Annotated in this window: 19 protein-coding genes; 9 read left to right on the top strand and 10 right to left on the bottom strand. The window is 37.5% G+C overall.

All coding sequences use genetic code 11. The annotated features are described in order from the left end of the window. Nucleotides 1-35: 35 nt before the first annotated feature. The 6 genes from ACJ004_RS13280 to ACJ004_RS13305 form a co-directional block, all read right to left on the bottom strand. On the bottom strand, nt 36-881 hold the full coding sequence (locus ACJ004_RS13280; protein WP_410893518.1) for a serine/threonine-protein kinase: 846 nt from the start codon (nt 879-881) through the stop codon (nt 36-38). Between the two features lie 18 nt (nt 882-899). Then, on the bottom strand, nt 900-1,793 hold the full coding sequence (locus ACJ004_RS13285; RefSeq protein WP_410893519.1) for a 5'-3' exonuclease: 894 nt from the start codon (nt 1,791-1,793) through the stop codon (nt 900-902). A 70-nt stretch (nt 1,794-1,863) separates the two neighbouring features. Then, the gene (locus tag ACJ004_RS13290) at nt 1,864-2,691 is read right to left on the bottom strand and encodes a sulfurtransferase (protein WP_410893520.1); all 828 of its coding nucleotides are present in this window, start codon (nt 2,689-2,691) and stop codon (nt 1,864-1,866) included. 28 nt (nt 2,692-2,719) lie between these two features. After that, the gene (locus tag ACJ004_RS13295) at nt 2,720-6,385 is read right to left on the bottom strand and encodes a dynamin family protein (RefSeq protein WP_410893521.1); all 3,666 of its coding nucleotides are present in this window, start codon (nt 6,383-6,385) and stop codon (nt 2,720-2,722) included. A 341-nt stretch (nt 6,386-6,726) separates the two neighbouring features. Further along, entirely contained in the window at nt 6,727-7,269 is a 543-nt protein-coding gene (locus ACJ004_RS13300; protein WP_410893523.1) for an isoprenylcysteine carboxyl methyltransferase family protein, read from the bottom strand. Nucleotides 7,270-7,296: 27 nt separating this feature from the next. Next, complete coding sequence (locus ACJ004_RS13305) at nt 7,297-8,385, bottom strand: type III polyketide synthase (RefSeq protein ID WP_410893524.1); 1,089 nt, start codon at nt 8,383-8,385, stop codon at nt 7,297-7,299. 719 nt (nt 8,386-9,104) lie between these two features. Between ACJ004_RS13305 and ACJ004_RS13310 the strand changes: the two genes are divergently transcribed. The 3 genes from ACJ004_RS13310 to ACJ004_RS13320 are packed head-to-tail and all read left to right on the top strand — an operon-like array spanning nt 9,105 to nt 11,419. Then, nucleotides 9,105-9,254, top strand: coding sequence for a cytochrome c oxidase subunit 2A (locus ACJ004_RS13310; protein ID WP_410893525.1), 150 nt, complete (start codon nt 9,105-9,107; stop codon nt 9,252-9,254). 21 nt (nt 9,255-9,275) lie between these two features. After that, on the top strand, nt 9,276-9,752 hold the full coding sequence (locus ACJ004_RS13315; protein WP_410893526.1) for a cytochrome c oxidase subunit II: 477 nt from the start codon (nt 9,276-9,278) through the stop codon (nt 9,750-9,752). Continuing rightward, the gene (locus ACJ004_RS13320; RefSeq protein ID WP_410893527.1) at nt 9,752-11,419 is read left to right on the top strand and encodes a b(o/a)3-type cytochrome-c oxidase subunit 1; all 1,668 of its coding nucleotides are present in this window, start codon (nt 9,752-9,754) and stop codon (nt 11,417-11,419) included. The genes ACJ004_RS13315 and ACJ004_RS13320 overlap by 1 nt, the downstream gene beginning before the upstream one ends. Nucleotides 11,420-11,668: 249 nt before the next feature. Here ACJ004_RS13320 and ACJ004_RS13325 read toward each other — a convergent pair whose 3' ends face one another. Together ACJ004_RS13325 and ACJ004_RS13330 are read right to left on the bottom strand one after the other, a co-directional pair. After that, a complete protein-coding gene (locus tag ACJ004_RS13325; RefSeq protein ID WP_410893528.1) occupies nt 11,669-13,171 on the bottom strand; it encodes a carboxypeptidase M32 in 1,503 nt (500 codons plus the stop codon). Between the two features lie 212 nt (nt 13,172-13,383). Beyond that, entirely contained in the window at nt 13,384-13,617 is a 234-nt protein-coding gene (locus tag ACJ004_RS13330; RefSeq protein ID WP_410893529.1) for a DUF2249 domain-containing protein, read from the bottom strand. A gap of 117 nt (nt 13,618-13,734) precedes the next feature. Here ACJ004_RS13330 and ACJ004_RS13335 point away from each other — a divergent pair, with 117 nt between their 5' ends. Next, nucleotides 13,735-13,887 (top strand): hypothetical protein, encoded by a 153-nt coding sequence (locus ACJ004_RS13335; RefSeq protein WP_410893530.1) that lies wholly within the window; start codon nt 13,735-13,737, stop codon nt 13,885-13,887. Nucleotides 13,888-13,907: 20 nt separating this feature from the next. Here the strand turns inward: ACJ004_RS13335 and ACJ004_RS13340 are convergent, their stop codons facing one another. After that, complete coding sequence (locus tag ACJ004_RS13340; protein ID WP_410893531.1) at nt 13,908-16,271, bottom strand: nitric-oxide reductase large subunit; 2,364 nt, start codon at nt 16,269-16,271, stop codon at nt 13,908-13,910. A 224-nt stretch (nt 16,272-16,495) separates the two neighbouring features. Between ACJ004_RS13340 and ACJ004_RS13345 the strand changes: the two genes are divergently transcribed. From ACJ004_RS13345 to ACJ004_RS13365, 5 genes are read left to right on the top strand one after another with little or no spacing between them, the layout of a single operon-like run. Beyond that, a complete protein-coding gene (locus ACJ004_RS13345; protein ID WP_410893532.1) occupies nt 16,496-17,188 on the top strand; it encodes a Crp/Fnr family transcriptional regulator in 693 nt (230 codons plus the stop codon). A 36-nt stretch (nt 17,189-17,224) separates the two neighbouring features. Further along, nucleotides 17,225-17,458: a DUF2249 domain-containing protein gene (locus ACJ004_RS13350; RefSeq protein WP_410893533.1), complete on the top strand. Its 234-nt coding sequence runs from the start codon at nt 17,225-17,227 to the stop codon at nt 17,456-17,458. Between the two features lie 16 nt (nt 17,459-17,474). Beyond that, nucleotides 17,475-17,681, top strand: a complete 207-nt coding sequence (locus tag ACJ004_RS13355) for a DUF2249 domain-containing protein (RefSeq protein ID WP_410893534.1) — start codon at nt 17,475-17,477, stop codon at nt 17,679-17,681. A gap of 15 nt (nt 17,682-17,696) precedes the next feature. After that, nucleotides 17,697-18,941 carry a hypothetical protein gene (locus ACJ004_RS13360; RefSeq protein WP_410893535.1) on the top strand — a complete coding sequence of 415 codons (1,245 nt, stop codon included), beginning with the start codon at nt 17,697-17,699 and terminating at the stop codon, nt 18,939-18,941. A gap of 13 nt (nt 18,942-18,954) precedes the next feature. Then, nucleotides 18,955-19,254, top strand: a complete 300-nt coding sequence (locus tag ACJ004_RS13365; RefSeq protein WP_410893536.1) for a metal-sulfur cluster assembly factor — start codon at nt 18,955-18,957, stop codon at nt 19,252-19,254. 195 nt (nt 19,255-19,449) lie between these two features. On the opposite strand, the gene ACJ004_RS13370 is transcribed toward ACJ004_RS13365, so the two are convergent. After that, entirely contained in the window at nt 19,450-21,372 is a 1,923-nt protein-coding gene (locus tag ACJ004_RS13370; RefSeq protein ID WP_410893537.1) for an ATP-dependent DNA helicase, read from the bottom strand. Nucleotides 21,373-21,422: the final 50 nt, after the last annotated feature.

Below are 21,422 nucleotides of genomic sequence, written 5' to 3' on the forward strand. Positions count from 1 at the left end.
GTTTCCTGTTAATCCGTATCCAGGGATTACCCCATTTATTTGAATGGTAAAAGAGCATCAATAAGTTCTTGTGCGGATTGAAACCGTTTCTTTTTATTTTTGCTTGTTGCTTTCCAAAGAATCTTTTGAAGCTCTTGATTGGTTATCTGTTCGCACGCCTTTTTTTTACGAAAGGGCGCTTGACCAGTTAACAAGTACAGACAAACACAAGCTGCACTGTATAAATCAGAACTGTGATTCAAGTTAGCTATAAAGATATTTTTTTCTTTTTTGAGCTCAGGAGGTCGATACCATCTTGTGGCTCCTTTATGGCTTCCAATATATTCTCCGAACTGATTGGTTCGGACAGCTGAGCCAAAATCAATAATTTTGACAGTATTTGGGTCACGGTCGCTTATTAACACGTTATGTGGTGTAATATCACAATGAAGAATCCCATGTTGGTGAATTACTCTTAAGGCTTCAAGAATGTTAATGGTAATTTGAACTGCTAAATTTTCAAGATGGATACGTCCCTTTTTAAAATGGCCAAGCCTCGCCCCATCGTGATAAGCTAAAACAATATACCCTGTTTGATTATCTACAAAAAAATCTAACCACGTAATGATATGTTTATGACATGGTAAGCTTTTAAGGATGCTGCTCTCTTGCTCTGCATCCCTCTTGTTTTCCACCCTTTTTATTACTACCCTCTCGTTTTGGTCAGTTTGACTCAAATAGACAAGACTTGTAGCACCTTTCCCAATATGATGACCCAGTGAATACTTTTCGAATGTACTTCCTCCTTCGAATATCAGGATGTGACCATGCTTTTTATATCTTATTACTGATGAGACAAGAATTCCTGTATGATTAACCCATAAAAAATGAGGTTGTCTCAAATGGACAACCTCATTTTTTCAGGAAACAAATACTTCGTCTATTGGCAAAAGGCGCTGCAAACCACGGAGCTCTAATTCCATTAACTTGTTCATCGCTTTCTCTTTTTTAATTCGTAGTCCCGCCTCATCCAATCCACAACTAACGGGAACATCACATTTTATTTCTGCAAGCAGTCTCGATAAATGGAGCATTTCTAAATCCTGCTCGATTTTTGTCTTATTGGATTTAGATAAGCGATCTAAATTGGAGATAATGCCCTCCACATGTTCAAATTCCTGTAGCAGCTTAAGAGCTGTCTTTTCCCCAATACCTCTCACTCCAGGATAATTATCACTTGTGTCCCCCATGAGAGCTTTTAAATCAATCATTTGTCGAGGTGTAATCCCTTTCTCTTCAAAAAAGGTTTCTGGGGTATGAACCAGGTAATTTCCATAGCCCTTTTTCAACAAGATTACAGAAATACTAGCATCAAGCAGCTGCAGCATATCCTGATCACCTGTTAGGATCGATACATGGGCATAGTCTTTCGATTGATTGGCAATTGTTCCAATGCAATCATCAGCTTCGTATCCTGCTAAGCCAATATTGGGAATATCAAATGATGCAACAACTTCCTTAACTAAATCGAACTGTGGAATAAGCTCAACAGGAGCTTCCCCCCTATTCCCTTTATAATCAGAAAATAACTCTGTTCGGAAGGTCTTACTTCCCATATCCCAACAAACTGCAAGGTGTGAAGGTTTGAAGGAATTTACCGCCGTGAATAAATGCTTAACAAAGCCATGAATTCCATTGGTTGGTGTTCCATTTGAATTTATCATAAATTGTCCTGTAACTGCGGTAGCATAAAAAGCGCGGAATAGCAAAGCCATTCCATCAACAAGCATCAGTGAAGGCTTTTGATTCGTCATTATGGACCTCCTTAAAAGAGACTTATTAAAAACAACACGTTTTCCATTATAACATAAGTTGGCCCAAAAATTATTCTATATTATTTTCCGCATATGAGATCCAATCGCTAAAGCTTCCCACATACAGCTTTACCTTCTCAAAACCAGCTTCTCTTAAAGCCAAATAATTGGGGGCGGCAGTAACCCCTGACCCACAATAAACAATTATTTCCTTATTTGGTTCGACATTCACAAACCTTTGTTTTTGGTCCGCAACAGATTTGTAGTAATTCCCACTCAACCCTTCCATCCATGGCTTATTTATTGCACCAGGAATATGTCCAGCCTTTTTATCAATTGGTTCTTCTATACCTAAATAACGTTTTTTTTCCCGTGAATCGATTAAGATTTTATTACTCAACTGTTTTTCAACCACTTCTTTTACTTCTTCAGTAGTTGCCATCAATTCTGGCTGAATCCGGAAATGGAATTCTGTCTTTTCAAAGACAGGAATTTCCTCTGATACAGGATATTCTTCTTCTACCCATCCTTTAAATCCGCCATCAAGGACATATACATTTTCATGGCCAAGATATTGTAGCATCCACCAAAAACGAGCAGCATACGCCCCATCACCATAATCATAGGCAATAACTAATTTGTTTTCATCGATACCTGCATTCTCAAGCTTGGCAATGAATTCCGTAAGCATGGGCATCGGGTGCCGTCCACCATGGGATTGTACCGGACTCGACAGGTCTGTTTCTAAATCAAAGAACACTGCCCCTGGAAGATGACTTTGTAAATATTCCGACTTCCCTTTCTCAGGTTCAGTTAAGGAAAAGCGGCAATCAACAATCCTGACATGACTCTCGTTTAAGCAATTCAATAACCATTCTTTGTCTTTAATATATTTCACGCGCAGCTCCTCCTCATGTTTAGGGGTATCACTTTTGGATCTCTACCAACTTTTGTTGAATATCCTTTAATAATTCAATCGATATTCCACCGTCTAAGGCCGAAAGGTGGCTCAGATAAAAATCTTTTACTTGTTCGTTCATTTGTTCTAATAAACGATTGAATTCCTTTGTCATTTCTTCGCTATAGTGACTATTTAAACGTTTCCCTTCCTCTGCTAAATATTCATCCGCAGGTACATTTAGTACTTGATTAAGTTCATCACTCATTAATTTCTTTTCATTTTTTTCAAAGAAAGATTTTGGATTTTTAAAATAGGATATTGCCTTAGTAAATAATTGATTATTTAAATTGAAAAAGGCGATAGGAAATTCGATTGTTTCTTTATGCTCCACTTCAAATGGTGAAAAGGAAAGGTCCGGATTTATTTCTTGTAGATTCCGGATGAGACTTGATTGGAAATCAGCCACTTGTTTTTCAGTAAAGCGCTCGATGCGTACAGTAGTTGCTCTCATTTCTTGAGCAAAATCAAACCCAAAACTTTCAAGAAATTCATCCAACGCACCTTGTAATACCTTTTTCAAATTACGACCATCATCCCTAAGAGCGCTGGGATTAAATGATTCCCTAAAGAAATCCCCAAAGCGTAAGAATACCCTTTGCTTAATGTAATACACCAGTTCATTTGCTTCTTGCTGCAGACGTTTTTGTAAATTTTCAACGGTTTGTTTGTTTAATAACTCTTGGATAAGTTCCTTTTGTTTTGTGATATTCTCCCGTTTTTTCTCTTTTACAGATCGATCTTCCTGCGAACTCTGAATAAGATTGGAAATTAACTCATGGACACGAGTTATTTCCTTTTCTGCCGATGAAATAGCCATTTCTGTTAATTCATTGGTAATGAATTGATAGAATGCCTGTTCAAACTTATTCATACCTGATTCAGCTTTCAGACTATGATCTGTTTTTCCCCTCAAAGCAAGTAAACTTGATACCGGATAAAGATGAGGATTTCTTATCCCATATTTGTTCAGTTGATCCTCGACATAATCAATCACTGTTTCCTTTTCATCTTCACTCTCCGCAAGGTCAATAGCATTTATAATAAAGAACAATTTATCCATTTGAAACGATTCCTTCACGCGCCCAAGTTGAATTAAAAATTCACGGTCTGCCTTTGAAAATGCATGGTTGTAATAGGTAACAAAAAAACACGCATCTGAATTTTTAATGTAATCAAAGGCTACCCCTGTATGACGGGCATTGATAGAATCCGCTCCAGGTGTATCAACAAGTGTAATGCCTTTTCGGGTTAACTCACAATCATAATAAAGCTCAATCCATTCGACATAGCAGGATTTTTCTTCCTTTGCAACGAACTCGCTAAAATCTGTTAAATCCGTTTCGAGAACCGTTCCTAATGATTTCCCAAATGTTGTATAGCCCTTCATAAATGCCTGCAAAAAGGCAAAATGGGTCTTTTCCAATAAACCACTTTCTTGTCCGTTTTGAAGCATAATCTGGTCAATTTTCTCGGCTGCACCTTCTAAATCAGCAGCCTTAAGTTCAAATACTTTTAAAGAACGATTAACATCCTCCAGCATGGCTGGTGCCTCTTTAAATTTAACAAGCACTGTTCCATGAGGATGAATCTCCGTAACTGGTTTAATTTTATTAATTGCAGCCGTGGTGGGATTTGGTGAAACAGGTAGTACTTTGTCCCCCATAAGCGCATTAGCAAAGGAAGATTTGCCCGCACTAAATGCTCCAAATAATGCGACTGTAAAGCCCTTATTACCAAGTCTTTGCGCTTTTTCCGCTAATTCAGTTGCTAGCTTTTGGAATCCTTGAATATCTTTGACTAAATTTGAAGTCTGATAGAGATGTTCTACAGTTTTCATTAAATGGTCATTCGATGAAAACACCTCGGTCTCTTTTATTGTAGTTATATCAATGGTTCCTATCTTAGAATTATTGGTGACAGTTTGTTTTGTACTTGTTATTTGCTCCGATTTGACCACTTCATATTCTTCTTCGTCCTGTTCAAAAAGATGATAATTATCTTCTTGTAGAACATCATCTTTTGTTAATAACTCCTCGATTTTTGTTTCGATCAATTTAACTTTTTGCTGAGATTTTTTTACCTCTGATAAGGCGCTAACATATCGATTGGTTCTAGTTGATTCCTGCTCATACTGTCCGATTATTTTTGCCGTTCGGTCCTTTAATGCTTTTAGGAACTCTTCTTTAAAAATAGTGAGTTCATACCTTGCCATTTTCTTTATTTCATTGGCGGTATCTTCAGTATAATGTAATACATATTCGCCTGATAATCGTGCCCCAGACTTTACCGCATTCGTTAAAAGGCTTGTCGGAACTTCGATGGAATATGACTGGGCTAAACCTTGTAATTCTCCCTCGTCAAGACCTGTTTCTTTTAATGTGCGAAGTAAAAATTCACGTACATGCCATTCAAGCTGAGCTTTTGTTTTATCAACGATATCCTGATGGAAACGATCTAACCTTCCCTTTTTCTCATCTAATGTCTTTTGCTTGGAAAATAAAAAGCCAATTTTAAATTCTGGCTGACATGATTCTAAATAACTTTCAGCTAACTCTCTGGTTTGAAATGGCATCAAATAAGCGTTTTTCAGAATCTGAGCAACTTGATGATCAAATTCTTTCTCTGTGCCTGCTACTCCCTCTTTTAAAGTGTGTAGGTTTCTTTCTACTTCTTGGGCAGCATTGAACAATTTATTTCTTTCTTCCTCAGATATTTCCTCTAGAATTGCAACGGTTGGTGCCAACCTTTCCTGCTCTAATTTACATCTTTGATTGATATGGTCCTGGGTAATTTTCTTTAAGGAATGATAAATAGATGGTACTAATAATTGGTCCTTAGAGGCCAATTTTTCGGCAATAAATCCTTGAAGATTTTTAAATTCATTGAAAGGATGGCTTTCATGCTTCAATGAGGTATAAAAAATCCTTGCTGGTTTTACTCCCCAAGATGCAAACGAATCTACTACGCTTTTTTGAAACTCCTGAAAACTTAGCTCTTCATCATTGTGTTTATCAATTTGGTTAATAACTAAGTAAACTTCCTTCCCAGCCTCGGTTAGTTCCTTAGTAAATAAAAAATTCAATTCTGCTTGGACATGATTATAATCCATAACATAAAGAATCAAATCAGCAAGATGGATGGCTGATTCTGTTGCAATTCGGTGTGCATCGTCAGCGGAGTCAATCCCTGGTGTATCCATAATGACAGTATGATCAGGCAACCCCGTATCACTATGACTTATTTCGATTTCTTCAATTTGGTCGCCGTCCTTACAATAATTCTTAACTAGTTCATAATCATAAGGAGCTAAATAAATCCGTGGTGTTTCATTTTTGAAGAAGACTTTTGCGTAATCCTCACCTGATTTTACCTTCACCAAGTTTGCACTGGTTGGAATCGGGCTCGAAGGAAGTAACTTTTCACCGACTAGTTGGTTAATCATTGTCGATTTCCCAGCAGAAAAATGACCGCAAAAGGCAATGAGAAATTCTCTGTTTCCTAGCTTTTGAGCTAATTGTTTAACTTTTTTTGTATTATCTACATCCGCTTGCTCCATTAAATATTCATATGTCGAAACGATTTTCGTTTTTAATGTTTGAATCGCTTCATCTCGGTTAGCTATTTTCACCATTACTAATTCCCCTTAACAACTTTGTAATAATTTTTATTTTATACGATAATTCAAACTTTTCCTATCTTGACACTGCTTTTGCTGTAAACAAATTTTTCCCAAAAACGACAAAAAGCCAAGGTTCTCGACCTTGGCTCCAAAAATAGATAGGAATTTCAATGGGTAACGTTCTTTAAGACGTGCTTCATGACAAATGCATAAATAATAACCGTTCCGCCAACTAAAGCAAAAGTCATATGTAACACCTTCCTTATCAGGGTTGTTGAGAATGATTTTCATTGTTAACCAAAGTTTAACATAGGTGATAATGATTTTCAATAGCACTTTTTTAATTGTCACACTTATTTAACAACTTTAGGGAGAAAACGATTACAATCATGAAAACGTCCTTCATATTCGGTAAGTTCTTTGAGGGCTTTTTCCTCCTCCGGAATACGAATCATGAGGATGATGGCATTTAGGATGGTAAAGAGACTAGCGGTAATATACAAGTTAAACAATAAAGGAACTACGATTATTTCAATGGCTACTACAAAATAATTGGGATGCTTAATATAACGATAAGGACCTTTTTGTACAACCTTTGCATCTCTTAGGACAATAATCTTCGTGTTCCAATACCTTCCAAGTGAGGAGATCACCCAAATCCTAATGATTTGCGCCACCAAGAAAACTGAAAAGAGAATTGGCCATAAATAAGAAAGCCCTCGATTCCAATAAACCTTTTCAATAATTAAGCAAATAAAAAACAGAATATGCATCAGCACCATATATCGATAATGTTCAACACCAAATTCGATGGCCCCCTGCTGCTTCATCCATTTCTCATTGCACTTTGCAATTCTAAGTTCAATCAACCGCTGAAGAACCACCAATCCAATCATTATTTGGAATATGAGGATTCCCTCCATTTACACCCACCTCAATAAATGAAGTTCTGAACTAAACCCCGGCCCTAGAGCAGTCCCAAGACCAATTGCCCCTTTAGGTATATCTTTTTCCATATAACGCTTCAGGACAAAAAATATCGTCGCTGAGGACATATTGCCAAACTGTTTTAGTACATCAAGTGAAACCTCTGTCATTGAAGGAGGGATTTCTAATGATTTTACATATGCATCTATTACCTTTTTTCCACCTGGATGGGCAATAAAATAGTTGATTGTTTCAAGTTCCACTTGATTTTCTGCTAGAAACTCACTAACATTCGGCTTTAGCCAGTTTTCGATAATGTGAGGTATATCCCGTGAAAATATGACGAATAGTCCGTTATTCTTAATATCCCATCCCATCACATCTAAGGAGTTCGGCATAAGAGTGGACTGGGTTGCAATAATGGAAGGCGATGTTTTCTTCTTTCTGTATTCGGAACCATTTGAATCATCCCCGCAAACTAATGCACATGCAGCGCCATCAGCGAACAGAGAAGTACCGATGAAATTACTTTTTGAAAGATCATTGCGTTGAAAGGTTAAACTACAAAGCTCCACGGACAGGACAAGGACCTTTGCTTTCGGAAAAGCAAGGCAATATTCATAGGCTCTTGATAACCCAGCAGCACCGCCAGCACAGCCAAGCCCCCATATAGGTACCCTCTTTGTATGAGGATGAAACGGGAGTAAGTTCATAATTCTGGCTTCGATACTTGGGGTCGCGATTCCAGTGGTAGAGATAAAAAAAATCGCTTCGATATCCTGATAAGGAATATTTTTTGTTAAGAAATCGATATTATCTAAACAATTGACAATTGCTTCTTTTCCCAGCTCAATTGCTGACTCAATATATGCAGTATTTTTTTCTTCAAAGTTTTTATCCTCTTTAAACCAATCAATATTTTTTACAAAATGCCTTTTTTCAATCTGACCATTTTGAAAAGCCCGTAAAAGTCTTTCAATGTCCTTAAAAGAATCAGAGAAAAGCTCTCGTGCAAACTCTGAGGCTTGATTTTGGTTAACTTCATAGGGGGGTGTAATTTCTGCAACTGAAATAATTGTAGGCATGGTTTTTTCTCCTTCAAACTATGTAAGGGTATTTTTTCCAAATTGAAGGTTTTTATGCAGGAATGTCAGTATGAAAAAAAAAGCTCCCCTTTATAAGAGAAACAAAGTTTCTCATTAAAGGGAAGCAAACGTTTTGAAGGTTGTTGCTGTGCTCTTAAATTATATAATGGATGCTAATTTCGTTCATTAGCTAATGATTTCCAGTTTAGCATTTCTTAAGGAAAAGCAAGCAATATGCTTTTGTCGACTTATTTTTTATCTGGTTGTTTTTGAACTTCAATCTTAATTTTATTTTTTACTAATGTCCCGCATATTTTACAAATTTCAACATTATTATACAGCATACGGCAGCGATCACAATAATATTTTTCCACAAAAACACACTCTTTTCTGAAGGAAAATATGATTTATTACCATCATATTTTCCAACGCCTAAAGTGTGACATACTTCCAAAAAAATGTCTTTCTGCATCTATGAGGGAACATTCAATTACTTTTATCACAGGCAAAGTGTGATATTCACATTTTATTCACAAATACCCCTTGTTGATTGTGATATAAATCACTGTTATATCAAGTTTATAACATTAACATAGTAGTTATCTAAGGAATGAACAATATGTGAACTATGAAATTTGTTATTTTTTCATCACAATTGTTTTGTATTATGAAAGAGAACTAATCATTAATTTTATTACTCTGAAGGGAGTTGCAGGAGGATGGCGAAGGCGGAACTTAAAACAAACAAAAAAACAGAAATTGAAGACAGCTCTTCTCTTAAAGGGACATTAGCGTCCGTTTTCTTGTTAGGAGCTTTTATTGTTGTCACCTGGGTAAGTGTCTATTACTTATTCGTTGATCGTTTCTAATGATTGAAGGGGGAAAATATTATGCATATGCATAAGTTCGAGAAAATTTGGCTTTCTTTTGGAATTGGTGCACTGGTTGTTTTCTTAACAGTTGTGGGTGTAAGCGCATTCTACCTTGGCAACAAGCCACCTAGTTGTTTGACTACTATAAATGTAGATAAAGTCGATCAAACAAAACCCTTTAATAAGCCTGGATTACATAAGGTTGAGGGTAAAGATTGGGACTATGAATTAGTTTATGTTGCTTCAGCATTCTCCTATAATCCAGTAAAAGTGGAAGTGCCACTTGGTGCAAAGGTAAAAGTTATTGCCACCACAAAAGATGTTGTTCACGGCTTTGAAGTAGCTGGAACAAATATTAACATGATGCTTGAGCCTGGATATGTCAGCGAATATACCACAACGTTTGATAAAGCCGGTGAATATTTAATTGTTTGTAATGAATATTGTGGTGCTGGGCACCATTTAATGAGTTCGATGATTGAGGTGAAAAAATAATGGCTAACTCAACTGCTGCAAAAGTAAAAGTAGACCCGCGAGATGCAAAGCTTTCAATGGCACACTTTTTTGTCGCCTTCTCTGCTCTTGCGCTCGGTGGTTTAATGGGGCTATTACAAACTCTTGTCCGTTCCGGTAAATGGGAACTTCCATGGGGCATTGACTATTATCAAATATTAACTGTCCATGGTGTATTGATGGGATTGGTTTTAACGACATTTTTCATTATGGGATTTCAATATGCTGCCGTTAGCAGAACAACAGGCGGTCATTCAAACGCTGCTCGCCGCGCTGGCTGGATCGGTTTTTGGATCATGTTAATTGGAACCTTAATGGCTGCAACCATGGTTTTACTAAAGGAAGCTTCCGTTTTATACACTTTTTATGCACCGCTTAAAGCACATTGGATATTTTACTTAGGGTTAACCTTTGTTGTGATAGGAAGCTGGATTGACGGTTCGGCTCAAATCTTGACTTATGCAAAATGGCGGAAAAACAACCCAGGCCAGCCAAGTCCATTATTGAGCTTTATGGCAATAATAAATACAGTTATGTGGATTATTGCTACGCTAGGTGTTGCAGCGACGGTATTATTCCAATTACTTCCTTGGTCGCTTGGATTAGTTGATACAGTTGATGTATTAGTAAGTCGGACTTTATTTTGGTATTTTGGTCATCCACTTGTTTATTTCTGGTTGTTACCTGCATATATGTGCTGGTATGCAATTATCCCGAAAATTATCGGCGGAAAAATTTTCTCAGATTCATTGGCTCGTTTGTCCTTTATTTTGTTCCTGCTCTTCTCGATTCCGGTTGGTTTTCACCACCAATTAACAGAGCCAGGGATTGACCCTGCCTGGAAGTTCTTACAGGTTATCTTAACATTCATGGTTATTATACCATCGTTAATGACTGCCTTCTCGTTATTTGCTACATTTGAAAGATATGGTCGCTCAAAAGGAGCCACTGGCCTTTTTGGCTGGATTAAAGTTCTACCTTGGGGTGATGCCAGGTTTACCGTTCCATTTATCGGTATGGCTTCATTTATTCCTGCTGGAGCAGGAGGGATCATCAATGCATCCAATCAAATGGACCAAGTAGTTCATAATACTATTTGGGTTACAGGTCACTTCCACTTAACTGCTGCCACATCTGTTGTGTTAACATTCTTTGGGATATCCTATTGGCTGGTTCCACATTTAACTGGACGCAAATTAACAAAGGCTATGAATAAATTAGGAATAATCCAAGCATGGGTATGGTTTATTGGAATGGCCTTTATGTCAGGTGCCATGCACTTCCAAGGTCTTTTAGGAGGACCAAGACGTTCCGCTTTCTCTACTTATGGCGGATCCAAACAAGCAGCTGAATGGATTCCATATCAAATTGCACAAGCAGTGGGTGGAACGATTTTATTCCTAGGAATTATTCTTGTCCTTATCATATTCATCAATCTTGCTTTCTTTGCTCCTAAGGGGGAAGAGGAATTCCCTGTAGCGGTCGCTGAGAATCCTGAAGAAAAGGCACCAATGGTATTTGAGAACTGGAAATTATGGCTAGGGATTGCTGCAGCCCTAATTCTTTTCGCTTACACGATTCCCTTTATCGATATTATTCAAAATTCACCTCCAGGCTCCAAAGGATTTCAGACTTGGAGTAAATGGTAGGAAGAAAAGCGCAAGCGCCCTGTTCAGCGGCGTATGGCCTGGAGCGCTCCAACTGAGATAAAGGAAACACGAAGAGCCGAAGGCGATTCGATGTTGACTTATCGTAGGGCGGAGAGCGAAGGACACTAGCCGCTAGGGCGCTGGAGCTGGACAATTCTCAAAGTCGAATTTTATACTTTCATATCATACTAAAAATTAGAAAAAGGCTTCAATCCTCCCGGGTTGAAGCCTTTTCTATGTCTTTAAATCTTATTTTAACCTATAAACCTTTTCAAACTTCTCATAAAGATAATCGATTAAATATTTTGGATTGAGGCCTTCTCCTGTGACATCTTGTAAGATTTCAAGCGGCTTCTTCATTTTTCCGTACTGATGGATCTTTTCTGTCAGCCATTCTTTAATCGGTAAAAGGTTACCATCCTCGACTAATTGATTGAAATTTGGAAGCTCCTCGACCATTTTATGCTTAAATTGTGCTGCATACATATATCCTAACGCATAGGATGGAAAATACCCGAAGCTGCCCCCTGCCCAATGGACATCCTGAAGAACACCCTGTGCATCGTTTTCAGGACGAATCCCCAAATATTCTTCGTATTTATCATTCCAAATCGCCGGTAAGTCTTTCACATCAATCTCATCATTAAATAAACCTTTTTCAATCTCATAGCGGATGATTATATGGAGCGGGTATGTTAATTCATCCGCTTCAATTCGAATGAATGACGGTTTAGATTCGTTAATAGCTCGGTAAAAATCATCTATTTCCACTTGATCAAACTGTCCCGTTGCATACTCCTTCAAAAGCTGGTAATTATTTTTCCAAAATGAAGAGCTTCGTCCAAGAATATTCTCATAAAAAAGGGACTGCGATTCATGAATCCCCATAGAGGTTCCTGAGCAAAGCGGAGTACCAATTAACTCCGTTGAAATATTTTGTTCATATAAAGCGTGACCGCCTTCATGTATTGTACCAAAAACAGCAGTCCGGAAGTCGTTTTCATTATAGTTAGTGGTAACACGGACATCGCCTGGGTTTAATCCCGTGGCAAAAGGATGAACGGTTTCATCTAGTCTGCCAGCTTTGAAATTATAACCCATTTTTTCGAGAATTTTTAAGCTCAATTCACGTTGGTTTTCCTTTGGAAATCTTTTAAACAGAAAATCTGTTTTAGGCTTGTGTGAAGACTCCGCAATTTGTTGGGCCAAAGGTACGATTTTCTCTCTAAGTTCACCAAAAACATGATCTAATACTTCCGTCGTCATACCTGGTTCGTACATATCTAATAACACATCATATTTATTTTTTCCATGTCCCCAATAGCCAACGAACCTTTTTGTCATGACTACCAGTTTTTCTAAGTAAGGACTAAATAGGGAAAAATCCGAATTTTCCTTTGCCTCCTCCCAAACACTTTCAGCTTTAGATTGGAGAATGACAAATTCTTTATATTCTTCAGCAGGAATTTTTTTATTTCGTTCATATTCTTTTTTACATTCTTCGAGAATTTTCTTGGTTTTTTCAGTTAGAGGCAGTTTCGCTAAGCTGGCTATATATGCGGCCATTTCCTCGGAGGTCGACATTTTAAATACTTCGGAAGAAAGCATTCCAATTACTTCAGAGCGTTGTTCCACCCCTTGTTTCGGAGCTCCTGTTCTTAAGTCCCAGTAAATGAGTCCCAACGCTTCATAATAGGCAGACATTTTTTTTACATAATCCAAAAACTCTTTTTCTAATCGTACTTTATTCATTATATTCCCCCTTTTACTTCCAATTAATTTTAGCACATTATTCAGAAAAAGAGGCGAATGACTGTCCACTGGTGAATAAAAAAAACAACAGAATGAGCCTCTGTTGTAAAATAGATTATAGGGAAAAGAGGATGACTCCTGGAAAATAAATGAATAAATTGGAAAAACTAGCGATGGTTTCGTGAACCAAGATTATTAGAATAAATTGTTTTTTACTTTTTGGTAATCGCTACTCTCCATGTTTCAGGACCTTCTTCAAGGTACTCCCAAGAAAATTGCTCAGGTCTTTCCATCATGAATTGATATAATAGCGGCCTTGGATCATGGTCATTGACAATCATCATTGTCTCGCTAGAAGCTAATTCGTCAAAAGCATTAAAGATGGTAGGATGTTTTTCTCGTGGCGGGAAATCTGGTACATTGATAACTTTTGCGTAGGTTTGCATTATTATCACTCCTATTAATATGTTAACTACCCTTTTATTATATTAGAACCAGTTTGGAAACTTAGTGAGTACTATCACAGTAAACACATGATTTTACTTATACAGGAGGTATGACAAATGCAGGAACTCATTGGAAGGTGCACATGCTGCAGTAAAGAGCTCTATTGTTTGGATGGATTTTTTAATGGGGTCCAAACCGAAGAGAAAGAGCTTTATTGTTTTAAATGCCATGAGAATTTGATTGTAAACAAAGAAAATCCGCAAAGCTGACCTTTGCGGATTCTGGAAAATTAATCTTCATCCATAGATAGATCCTTAATTGGAAGTTTTTCTCCTTCTTTATGGGTTGGCTTCCGGAGATTAAAGATTGCTTTAATACAGAATACCAACAAGATGACGACGCCAATCAAGAAGATGGTGTCAGGCACCGCGCGCCAAGTTAATAATGTTTCAACAAGATCCTTTTGTAGGAATGATGCTGAACGAGAAGCAGCATATCCATAATTAAATGCTTCTTTGATTTGGATGAATCCAACTGGAAGTAAGGAAAGGAAAACCATTCCTGCTAGTCCTACGTTTAATAGGATACAGCTAATTTTTATCCATTTATCATTCCAAGCTTCTGGTTTAACAATATTTCTCAATGAGTATAGGAGTACCGCACATGCGAACATACCGTATACACCCATCATCGAACCATGGCCATGTGCTGGTGTTAAGAATTGTCCGTGTTCAAAATAGCTGACGGCTGGTAAGTTAATTAAGAAGCCCAGCACACCTGCACCCACTAAGTTCCAGATGGCAACTGAGATTAAGAACCAGAATGTTCCTTTGTAAGGGAAATTTACTCCACCCTCACGCATCATTTTATATTGCTCATATGCCTCGAGAATTAACAAGGTTAACGGAATAACTTCTAATGCAGAGAACACCGCTCCAAGAGCCAGCCAGACTTCTGCCGAACCATTATAGTAATAGTGGTGACCGATTCCGATTACCCCGCTGCCTAAGAGCAGAATTAATTGGAAATAGAGTTGTCTTACTGTTGATTTTTTCGTAACTAGGCCCAGTTGAACTAATAAGAACCCAATAACTACAACAGCAAATACCTCAAAAATACCTTCTACCCAGAGGTGAATAATCCACCAGCGCCAGTAATCAGCGAATGTAAAACTTGTACCTGGGTTAATAAATAAAGCAAAGATATAGAAAGCTGGTACAGCAATAGCTGAATAGAATAGTAGGTGGATCAATCCGCCCTTGTCAGTTTCACGCTTCAGTCCTGCTCTGACTCCTCGATAAACAATGAACAGCCAGATGAGCATACCTACAATCAGAATTAGCTGCCAAATACGGCCAAGCTCAATATATTCCCAGCCTGTATGTCCAAATAAGAACCATTTGTTTCCTAAATAGCCTTTGGCACCAAGCCACTCTCCAACCATACTACCTACAACAAGAACAATCAGTGCCCAGAATAAAATATCTACTAATAAACCTTGTTTCTTAGGTTCATAACCACCAACAAGCGGTGCCACATAAATTCCCATTCCAAGCCATGCTGTCGCAATCCAGAAGATGGCAAGCTGTAAATGGTAACCTTTTGTAATATTAAATGGAAGTATATCGTGAATCCACTTCATTCCGAAGAAACTATCTGGCTCGATATAATAATGGGCAAGTAACGCCCCGAACATACATTGTACTAAGAATAAAGCAGCAACAATCACAAAGTATTTTCCTGTTTTCACCTGTGAACTCGTCACTGGCATTTTCCGTAAATCAATTCGTGGGAAATTACCTTCTTTATACGCTTCCTGCATCCCAAAATTATAACGATAGAAAACAAACAGGATGATTCCAACCATTAATACAAATAGTGTAATGCTGGCACCACTCCACCAAATTGCCGAAAAGGATAATTGGTTACCCGCGTCTTCATAGTATGGCCAATTATTCGTATAAGTGATTTTATCACCTTCACGGACTGTACTTGAGAGCCAAGCAGTCCAGAAGAAGAAATCTGATATTTGTGTGATTTGATCACCTTTTGCAACATAAGCTCGATCCGTCTTAGGCATATCCTCTTCTTTAATTAGGTTTGCCTTTAACCCCCAGCCGTCACCCTTAGTGAAAACCTCTTTATAGTATTCTCTTACTCTTTCAAGTCCAAATTCTTGTGCATTTGTTAACATCATAGTATCGCTACCAGAGTCATAACGGTTTTTCCGCATTTCTTTAATAACTTTATTTTTAATAGTGGATTTTTCATCCTCATTTAATGATGAAAAGTCTTTATTATATTGTTCATTTGCTTTAAAGTCCTGCATTCCCTCAGTATACAGCTTTAAAGCTTCTGCTGTGTAGTCGGGACCCATATAGGAACCGTGTCCTAAAACGGTACCATAATCCATTAAGCCGTATTTTTGAAAGACTGCCTGACCGCCCATAATGGTATCTTTGGTAAAAAGAACTTCCCCGCTCTCATTGGTGACTTCTACAGGCCTTGGTGCCTGCTCTTTAAAGATCCAATAGCCACCAACTAATAATACGGTGAAGCTGAGTAAAATGGTGATAACTAATATGGATTTCAGCAAAGCATTTTTATTTGTCTTCACCACTTTTTTGGGTGGTGTTCCTCGTTGTATTTCCATAACCCTTCATCCTTTCATGTTTCATTACCTTTCGTATTGTAACTTTCACAAGAGCGACACAAAGTGAACCATTTCATCCTTTTCCTGTGATAATTCTCACGCACCCGTTCTAATGAGAATAATTTTCACAAAAACAAGGTAACTATGATGGAGGTCACATAATTACTATAAAAACACTGCTACAATCTAACTAAATCATAATTACTAATACGAAGGTGATGTTAATGAAACAAGAGGACATAGTAAAAAGGTTATCTGTTGTCCCCATCTTTAAAGAATTATCGGCAGGAGAACTAGAGCCAATCGTGAAGATTGCACAAACTCGTTTTTATAAACAGAAGATGTATGTTTTTATGCAGGAAGATCCTCTTGACCGAGTTTTCTTTATTCATAGTGGAAAAATTAAGATTTGCAAAACAGATCAATCAGGTAAAGAACAATTAATATCTGTCCTTGAACCTGGTGAAATGTTTCCACATGCTGGATTTTTTAGAGGAGGCAATTTTCCAGCCCATGCCGAAGTGATGGAGGATGCAAATCTCATTATCATTCCCATTGATAAGTTTGAAGGAATCCTTATTTCCTATCCTGAGCTTTGCATTAAGCTGTTTAAAGTATTGGGAGAAAAAATAGTAGATTTGCAAGGAAGATTAGAAGCACAAGTTCTTCATAATACTTTTGAACAGATTATTTTACTACTTATTAGGCTTTGTAAATCAAATGGCGAATTGGTTAATGGCCGCTACAGGCTCACAACACAATTCACCAATCGTGAATTAGCCAATATGATTGGTACTTCACGAGAAACCGTAAGTAGGACAATTAATCAAGTGAAAAGGAAAAACTTTGTTATCCTCGATCAGGAGGGTTATTACCTAATCGACCGGGAAGCGCTTCAACAGGAATTATTCTATTAATACATTAGTTTTTTAATAAAGGGAGTTGTTTATACAATGGAGCAAAAAATTATAGAACTTGACGTTCGAGAAGATTTAAAGAATAAAATTGAACCTTTTCAAAAAATTATGGAGGCAATTAAGGAGTTAAAGGGAAATGATATTTTTATCTTACATGCCCCTTTTAAACCAGTACCACTTTTCGGAGTATTGAAAGCCAAAGGCTTCACGCACGAGGAAGTAGAAATTGATAAGAAGCATTGGAAAGTAACATTCACAAAGAAAGCTTAAGGAAGAGGGGAAAATTATGATCTTAGATAACCGTGGATTAGAACCACCACAACCAATGATGAGAACCTTAGCTGCCTTGGAAACCCTAAGCGAAAAAGAGACATTAACCATAATTAATGATCGAAGACCGATGTTTCTCTACGAGCAACTCGAGGAATTGGGTTACCAACAACGAACAGAACAACAAAATGACGGAAGTTTTAAAATTGAAATTTTCCGGTAAGTGAGGTGAAGGAACATGCTTCCTCAAAATATGGGAAGTGAAACAAATATTAAACTACCACTTTCATTTATTTTGTTTAGTTTAATAGCATTGCTACTTTCTCAAATTTTATTATTAGTAAATGGTCAATTAATGGCGGAAGGGAGTTTTAGAATTCCTGTAATATGGTCTTCAGCTCATTTATTAGTTTTAGGCTGGTCATTAATGGCGGCCATGGGAGCAATGTATCAACTGGTACCAGTTGCCTTTCTAACGAAAATATGGAATGAAAAATTCGCTTTTATACAATTCTTCGTGACAGCAGTTGGAATCATTTCATTTTCAGGGATGCTTTATTGGTCTCCGCAAAATGCCATGTTCCCTGGTATCCTAATGCTAATTGGGATCTTAATGTTTTTATTCCAAATGTTTATGACCCTAAAAGCACAAGCAAAACCAACTATTCTTACTGCTTTTGTGGGTTCGTCGTTAGTTTGTTTATTTATTACAATATTCTTAGGGATTACCATGATCTACTGCTTAAAAACCGGCTTTGCAGGGGAATATTATCAATCGATCTTTAAAGCCCATTTATTAATGGGGATTACTGGCTGGTTTACTTTGTTAATTTTCGGATTCTCATACAAGATGGTGCCCATGTTTTCTTTATCCCATGGTTTTCCGATGGTTCAAGCAAAATATGTATTTGCGTTTTATTTTTCAGGCCTTGTCATATCACTGATTTCTTTCTTTACAAATAACAGTCTGCTATTGAAAGCCGGTTTCTTTTTACTCTTGATCGGTTTTACCATTTTCAGCTTGCATATTCGACTTATTATCAAAAAAAGATTGAAGAAAACGCTAGATAAACCGTTTACGTTCGCTTTGGTTGCGATTGGGTTAGGAAATTTAATTCATTTTGCAGCCTTTATCATACTTTGGAATCACCAATTTACAACTCTTGCAGGCCCACTTGTTTATGCCTATTTATTGCTTTGGATTGTCTTAAGTATTGTTAGTTATTTATATAAAATTGTTCCATTCTTGTGGTGGACTTATAAATACAGTAAGGAAATAGGAAAAAACAGGGTGCCTTCATTAAAAGAAATGATCAATGAAAAAATCGTTACCCCTTTGTTTTCTATATTTATTGTTGCAATACTGGTTGTCTTTTGTGCCTTAACTTTTCATGTAACCGTCCTTTTTAATATCGGACAGACCATCCTTTCCATTGTATTTATTATTATTGCAGTTAGTATCTTAAGCGTTTTAAAAAAATAGCGAGGTGTTTATGATGAATATGAAAGAAGCAATCTTAAGTGCGTTAAAAAGTGTCTATGACCCTGAATTAAACATTAATGTAGTGGATCTCGGTTTAATATATAATATCGAAGTGAGAGAATCAGCTGATGTTACAATCACCATGACATTAACAACACCTGGATGCCCACTCCATGACAGCATAACTAGCGGGGTCAGGTACTGTGTTGAGGGGATGGAAGAAACTAATAAGGTCGATGTGAATCTCGTCTGGGAACCTGCCTGGTCTCCAGAAAAAATGACCCCTGAAGGACTACGATTATTAGGAAGATAAAATAAAAAGCGGAAGCGCCTTGAACAGGGAAAAAAGTAGTTCATTTTTTCCTAGGGGCGACAGGCATAAGACAAGTTGGCGTGAAGGTTGCTTTTTAACCTTCAGGACGAATTGGCTTATGACCCGAGCCCCTAGGCGCTGGAGCTGGATTCAGATAAAAAGCGGAAGCACCTTGATTAGTGCTTCCGCTTTGTTTCATGATTTAGCTTGTGTTGGTAAAACTTCTTTAATATTCCCGATTACATTTGTATCAATATCTTCATCTAAAAGGATATGAACGGATCCTTGATCCTTTTCACTCCGAATCAAGCGTCCCACTCCTTGACGTAAACGTAGGAGCATATACGGGAGGTCAACCTCTGCAAATGGGTCATCAACACCAGCTTTTTTTGCAGTAAAGACAGGATCATTCGGTGGAAATGGGAGTGAAAAGATCAAAACATTTTCAAGAGATCTCCCCGGTATATCTAGACCTTCCCACAGATGGATTGAACAAAGAATTGCATGTTCTTCATTCTGAAATTTAGAAACAAGTGTGCTTATTTCTTCGTCGCCTTCAAAATAAATAGGGTATGGGACTTCTCCAGAAAGGTTTTTCTTAAGATACACTAACTCCTCTTTATTATTGAGAAGAATTAGTGCACGTCCTTCAGATTTACGAATTCCCTTTAAAATATAGGCAATTTTCCCGTCTATGTCTCCCTGTTTAAATGTTGGCAGATAAAGCTCCATTTTATCATCATAATTAAATGGAGATGCAACGGAGAACGAGAGGTAATCATCTACACCCAGACTCGCTGCAATATAATCGAACGATTTTTGATTTGCAAGCGTAGCAGACGAGAAGATAAACGGTTTTTTCTGAGTGAAAACTTCTTCCCGCATTACTTCTTCAACCATTTTTGGCATAATCACCAGTGTCCTCTCTCCCCCTTTTTCTTCAAACCAAGTAATTCCATTTAATTCCTGAAGAAATAGTGATAAAGAATAGGTGATTTGTTCCAAGTACTCCTCAACAATTTTCAAATCGTATTCATTTATGACATATAGCTCACTTTCAAATACTAATTCCTCTTCTAATTTTTGAAGAGTGGACAGTAACTTCCTGCATGTCTTCAATACTAATGGATGCTTAGTAATCATTTGTTTTTCTGAACCTTGTGAAAGAGAGGAGAATTGTGAAATTACATCGAAAAATGCCTCATTATCTAATAACGCCTCTTCGATCGTATAAAGCGTCTTTTCACGTACTTCATTTTCCATTAACCTTGTGAGTAATGTCTCTAAGGTATAATCAGTAAAACGGTAGCTTAACGCTTTCTGTGCTGCATATTCAAGAAGGTGTCCTTCGTCAAAAACAACGGAAGAATGTTCAGGTAATAACGGCAGCTGCCCTTCACGCTTTCTTGATTCTTTTGTCCAAATATGCTCCATATAAAAATCATGAGAACAGATGATTAAATCCTCAGAGTGTCGGTAATATTCACGATGTAAGGTCAACCCACAGCGATGTCGCTTTTCACAAGAAAAACAATCCTGAACGGCATCCCAACTTACTTCACCCCATTTTTCATCAGATAACGTTGGGTAATCCCTTCTGTCGCCATATCTTTCAAAGGTCTGCATGGAGCCAACAGCATGCACAAAATCGGGTAGGTTTTCATAAATACTTGAAATCTCATCAGAAAAATCATTATTCCTAGATTGATCTAGCTTTTTTAAACAGAGATATTGATCTCGAGATTTAGCCAAGCGAACATCGATATCGAGTCCAAGGACCTTCTCCAGCTTCGCGATATCTCCCTCTTTCTTAACTAACTGCTCAATTAAAGTCTCATCTGCACAAGCAATCACAGCCGGGCGATTTGTATAGCGAGCATACATGATGGCATAAAGCAAGTAAACAATTGTTTTCCCTGTTCCAACGCCCGCTTCAGCAAACATTACCTTTTTATCTTTGTAGGCATTTTCAAGTTGAAAAGCCATATAAATCTGTTCATCTCTCAGTTCGAAGCCAGCTTCGGGTAATATATCATAGAATAAATCACCGATCCATTCACCCAATTTATCATAAAAGGATTCAGTTTTTGCAATCTCAAATGGCATTCTTTTTTGCATGGTACCCTCCCCAAAAAACTTTCATATATTTCAACAAAATAGTATTCAAT

Origin of the sequence: Neobacillus sp. 204, from assembly GCF_046562815.1 — a bacterium.
In the GTDB taxonomy this organism is placed as follows: Bacteria; Bacillota; Bacilli; order Bacillales; family Cytobacillaceae; genus Neobacillus.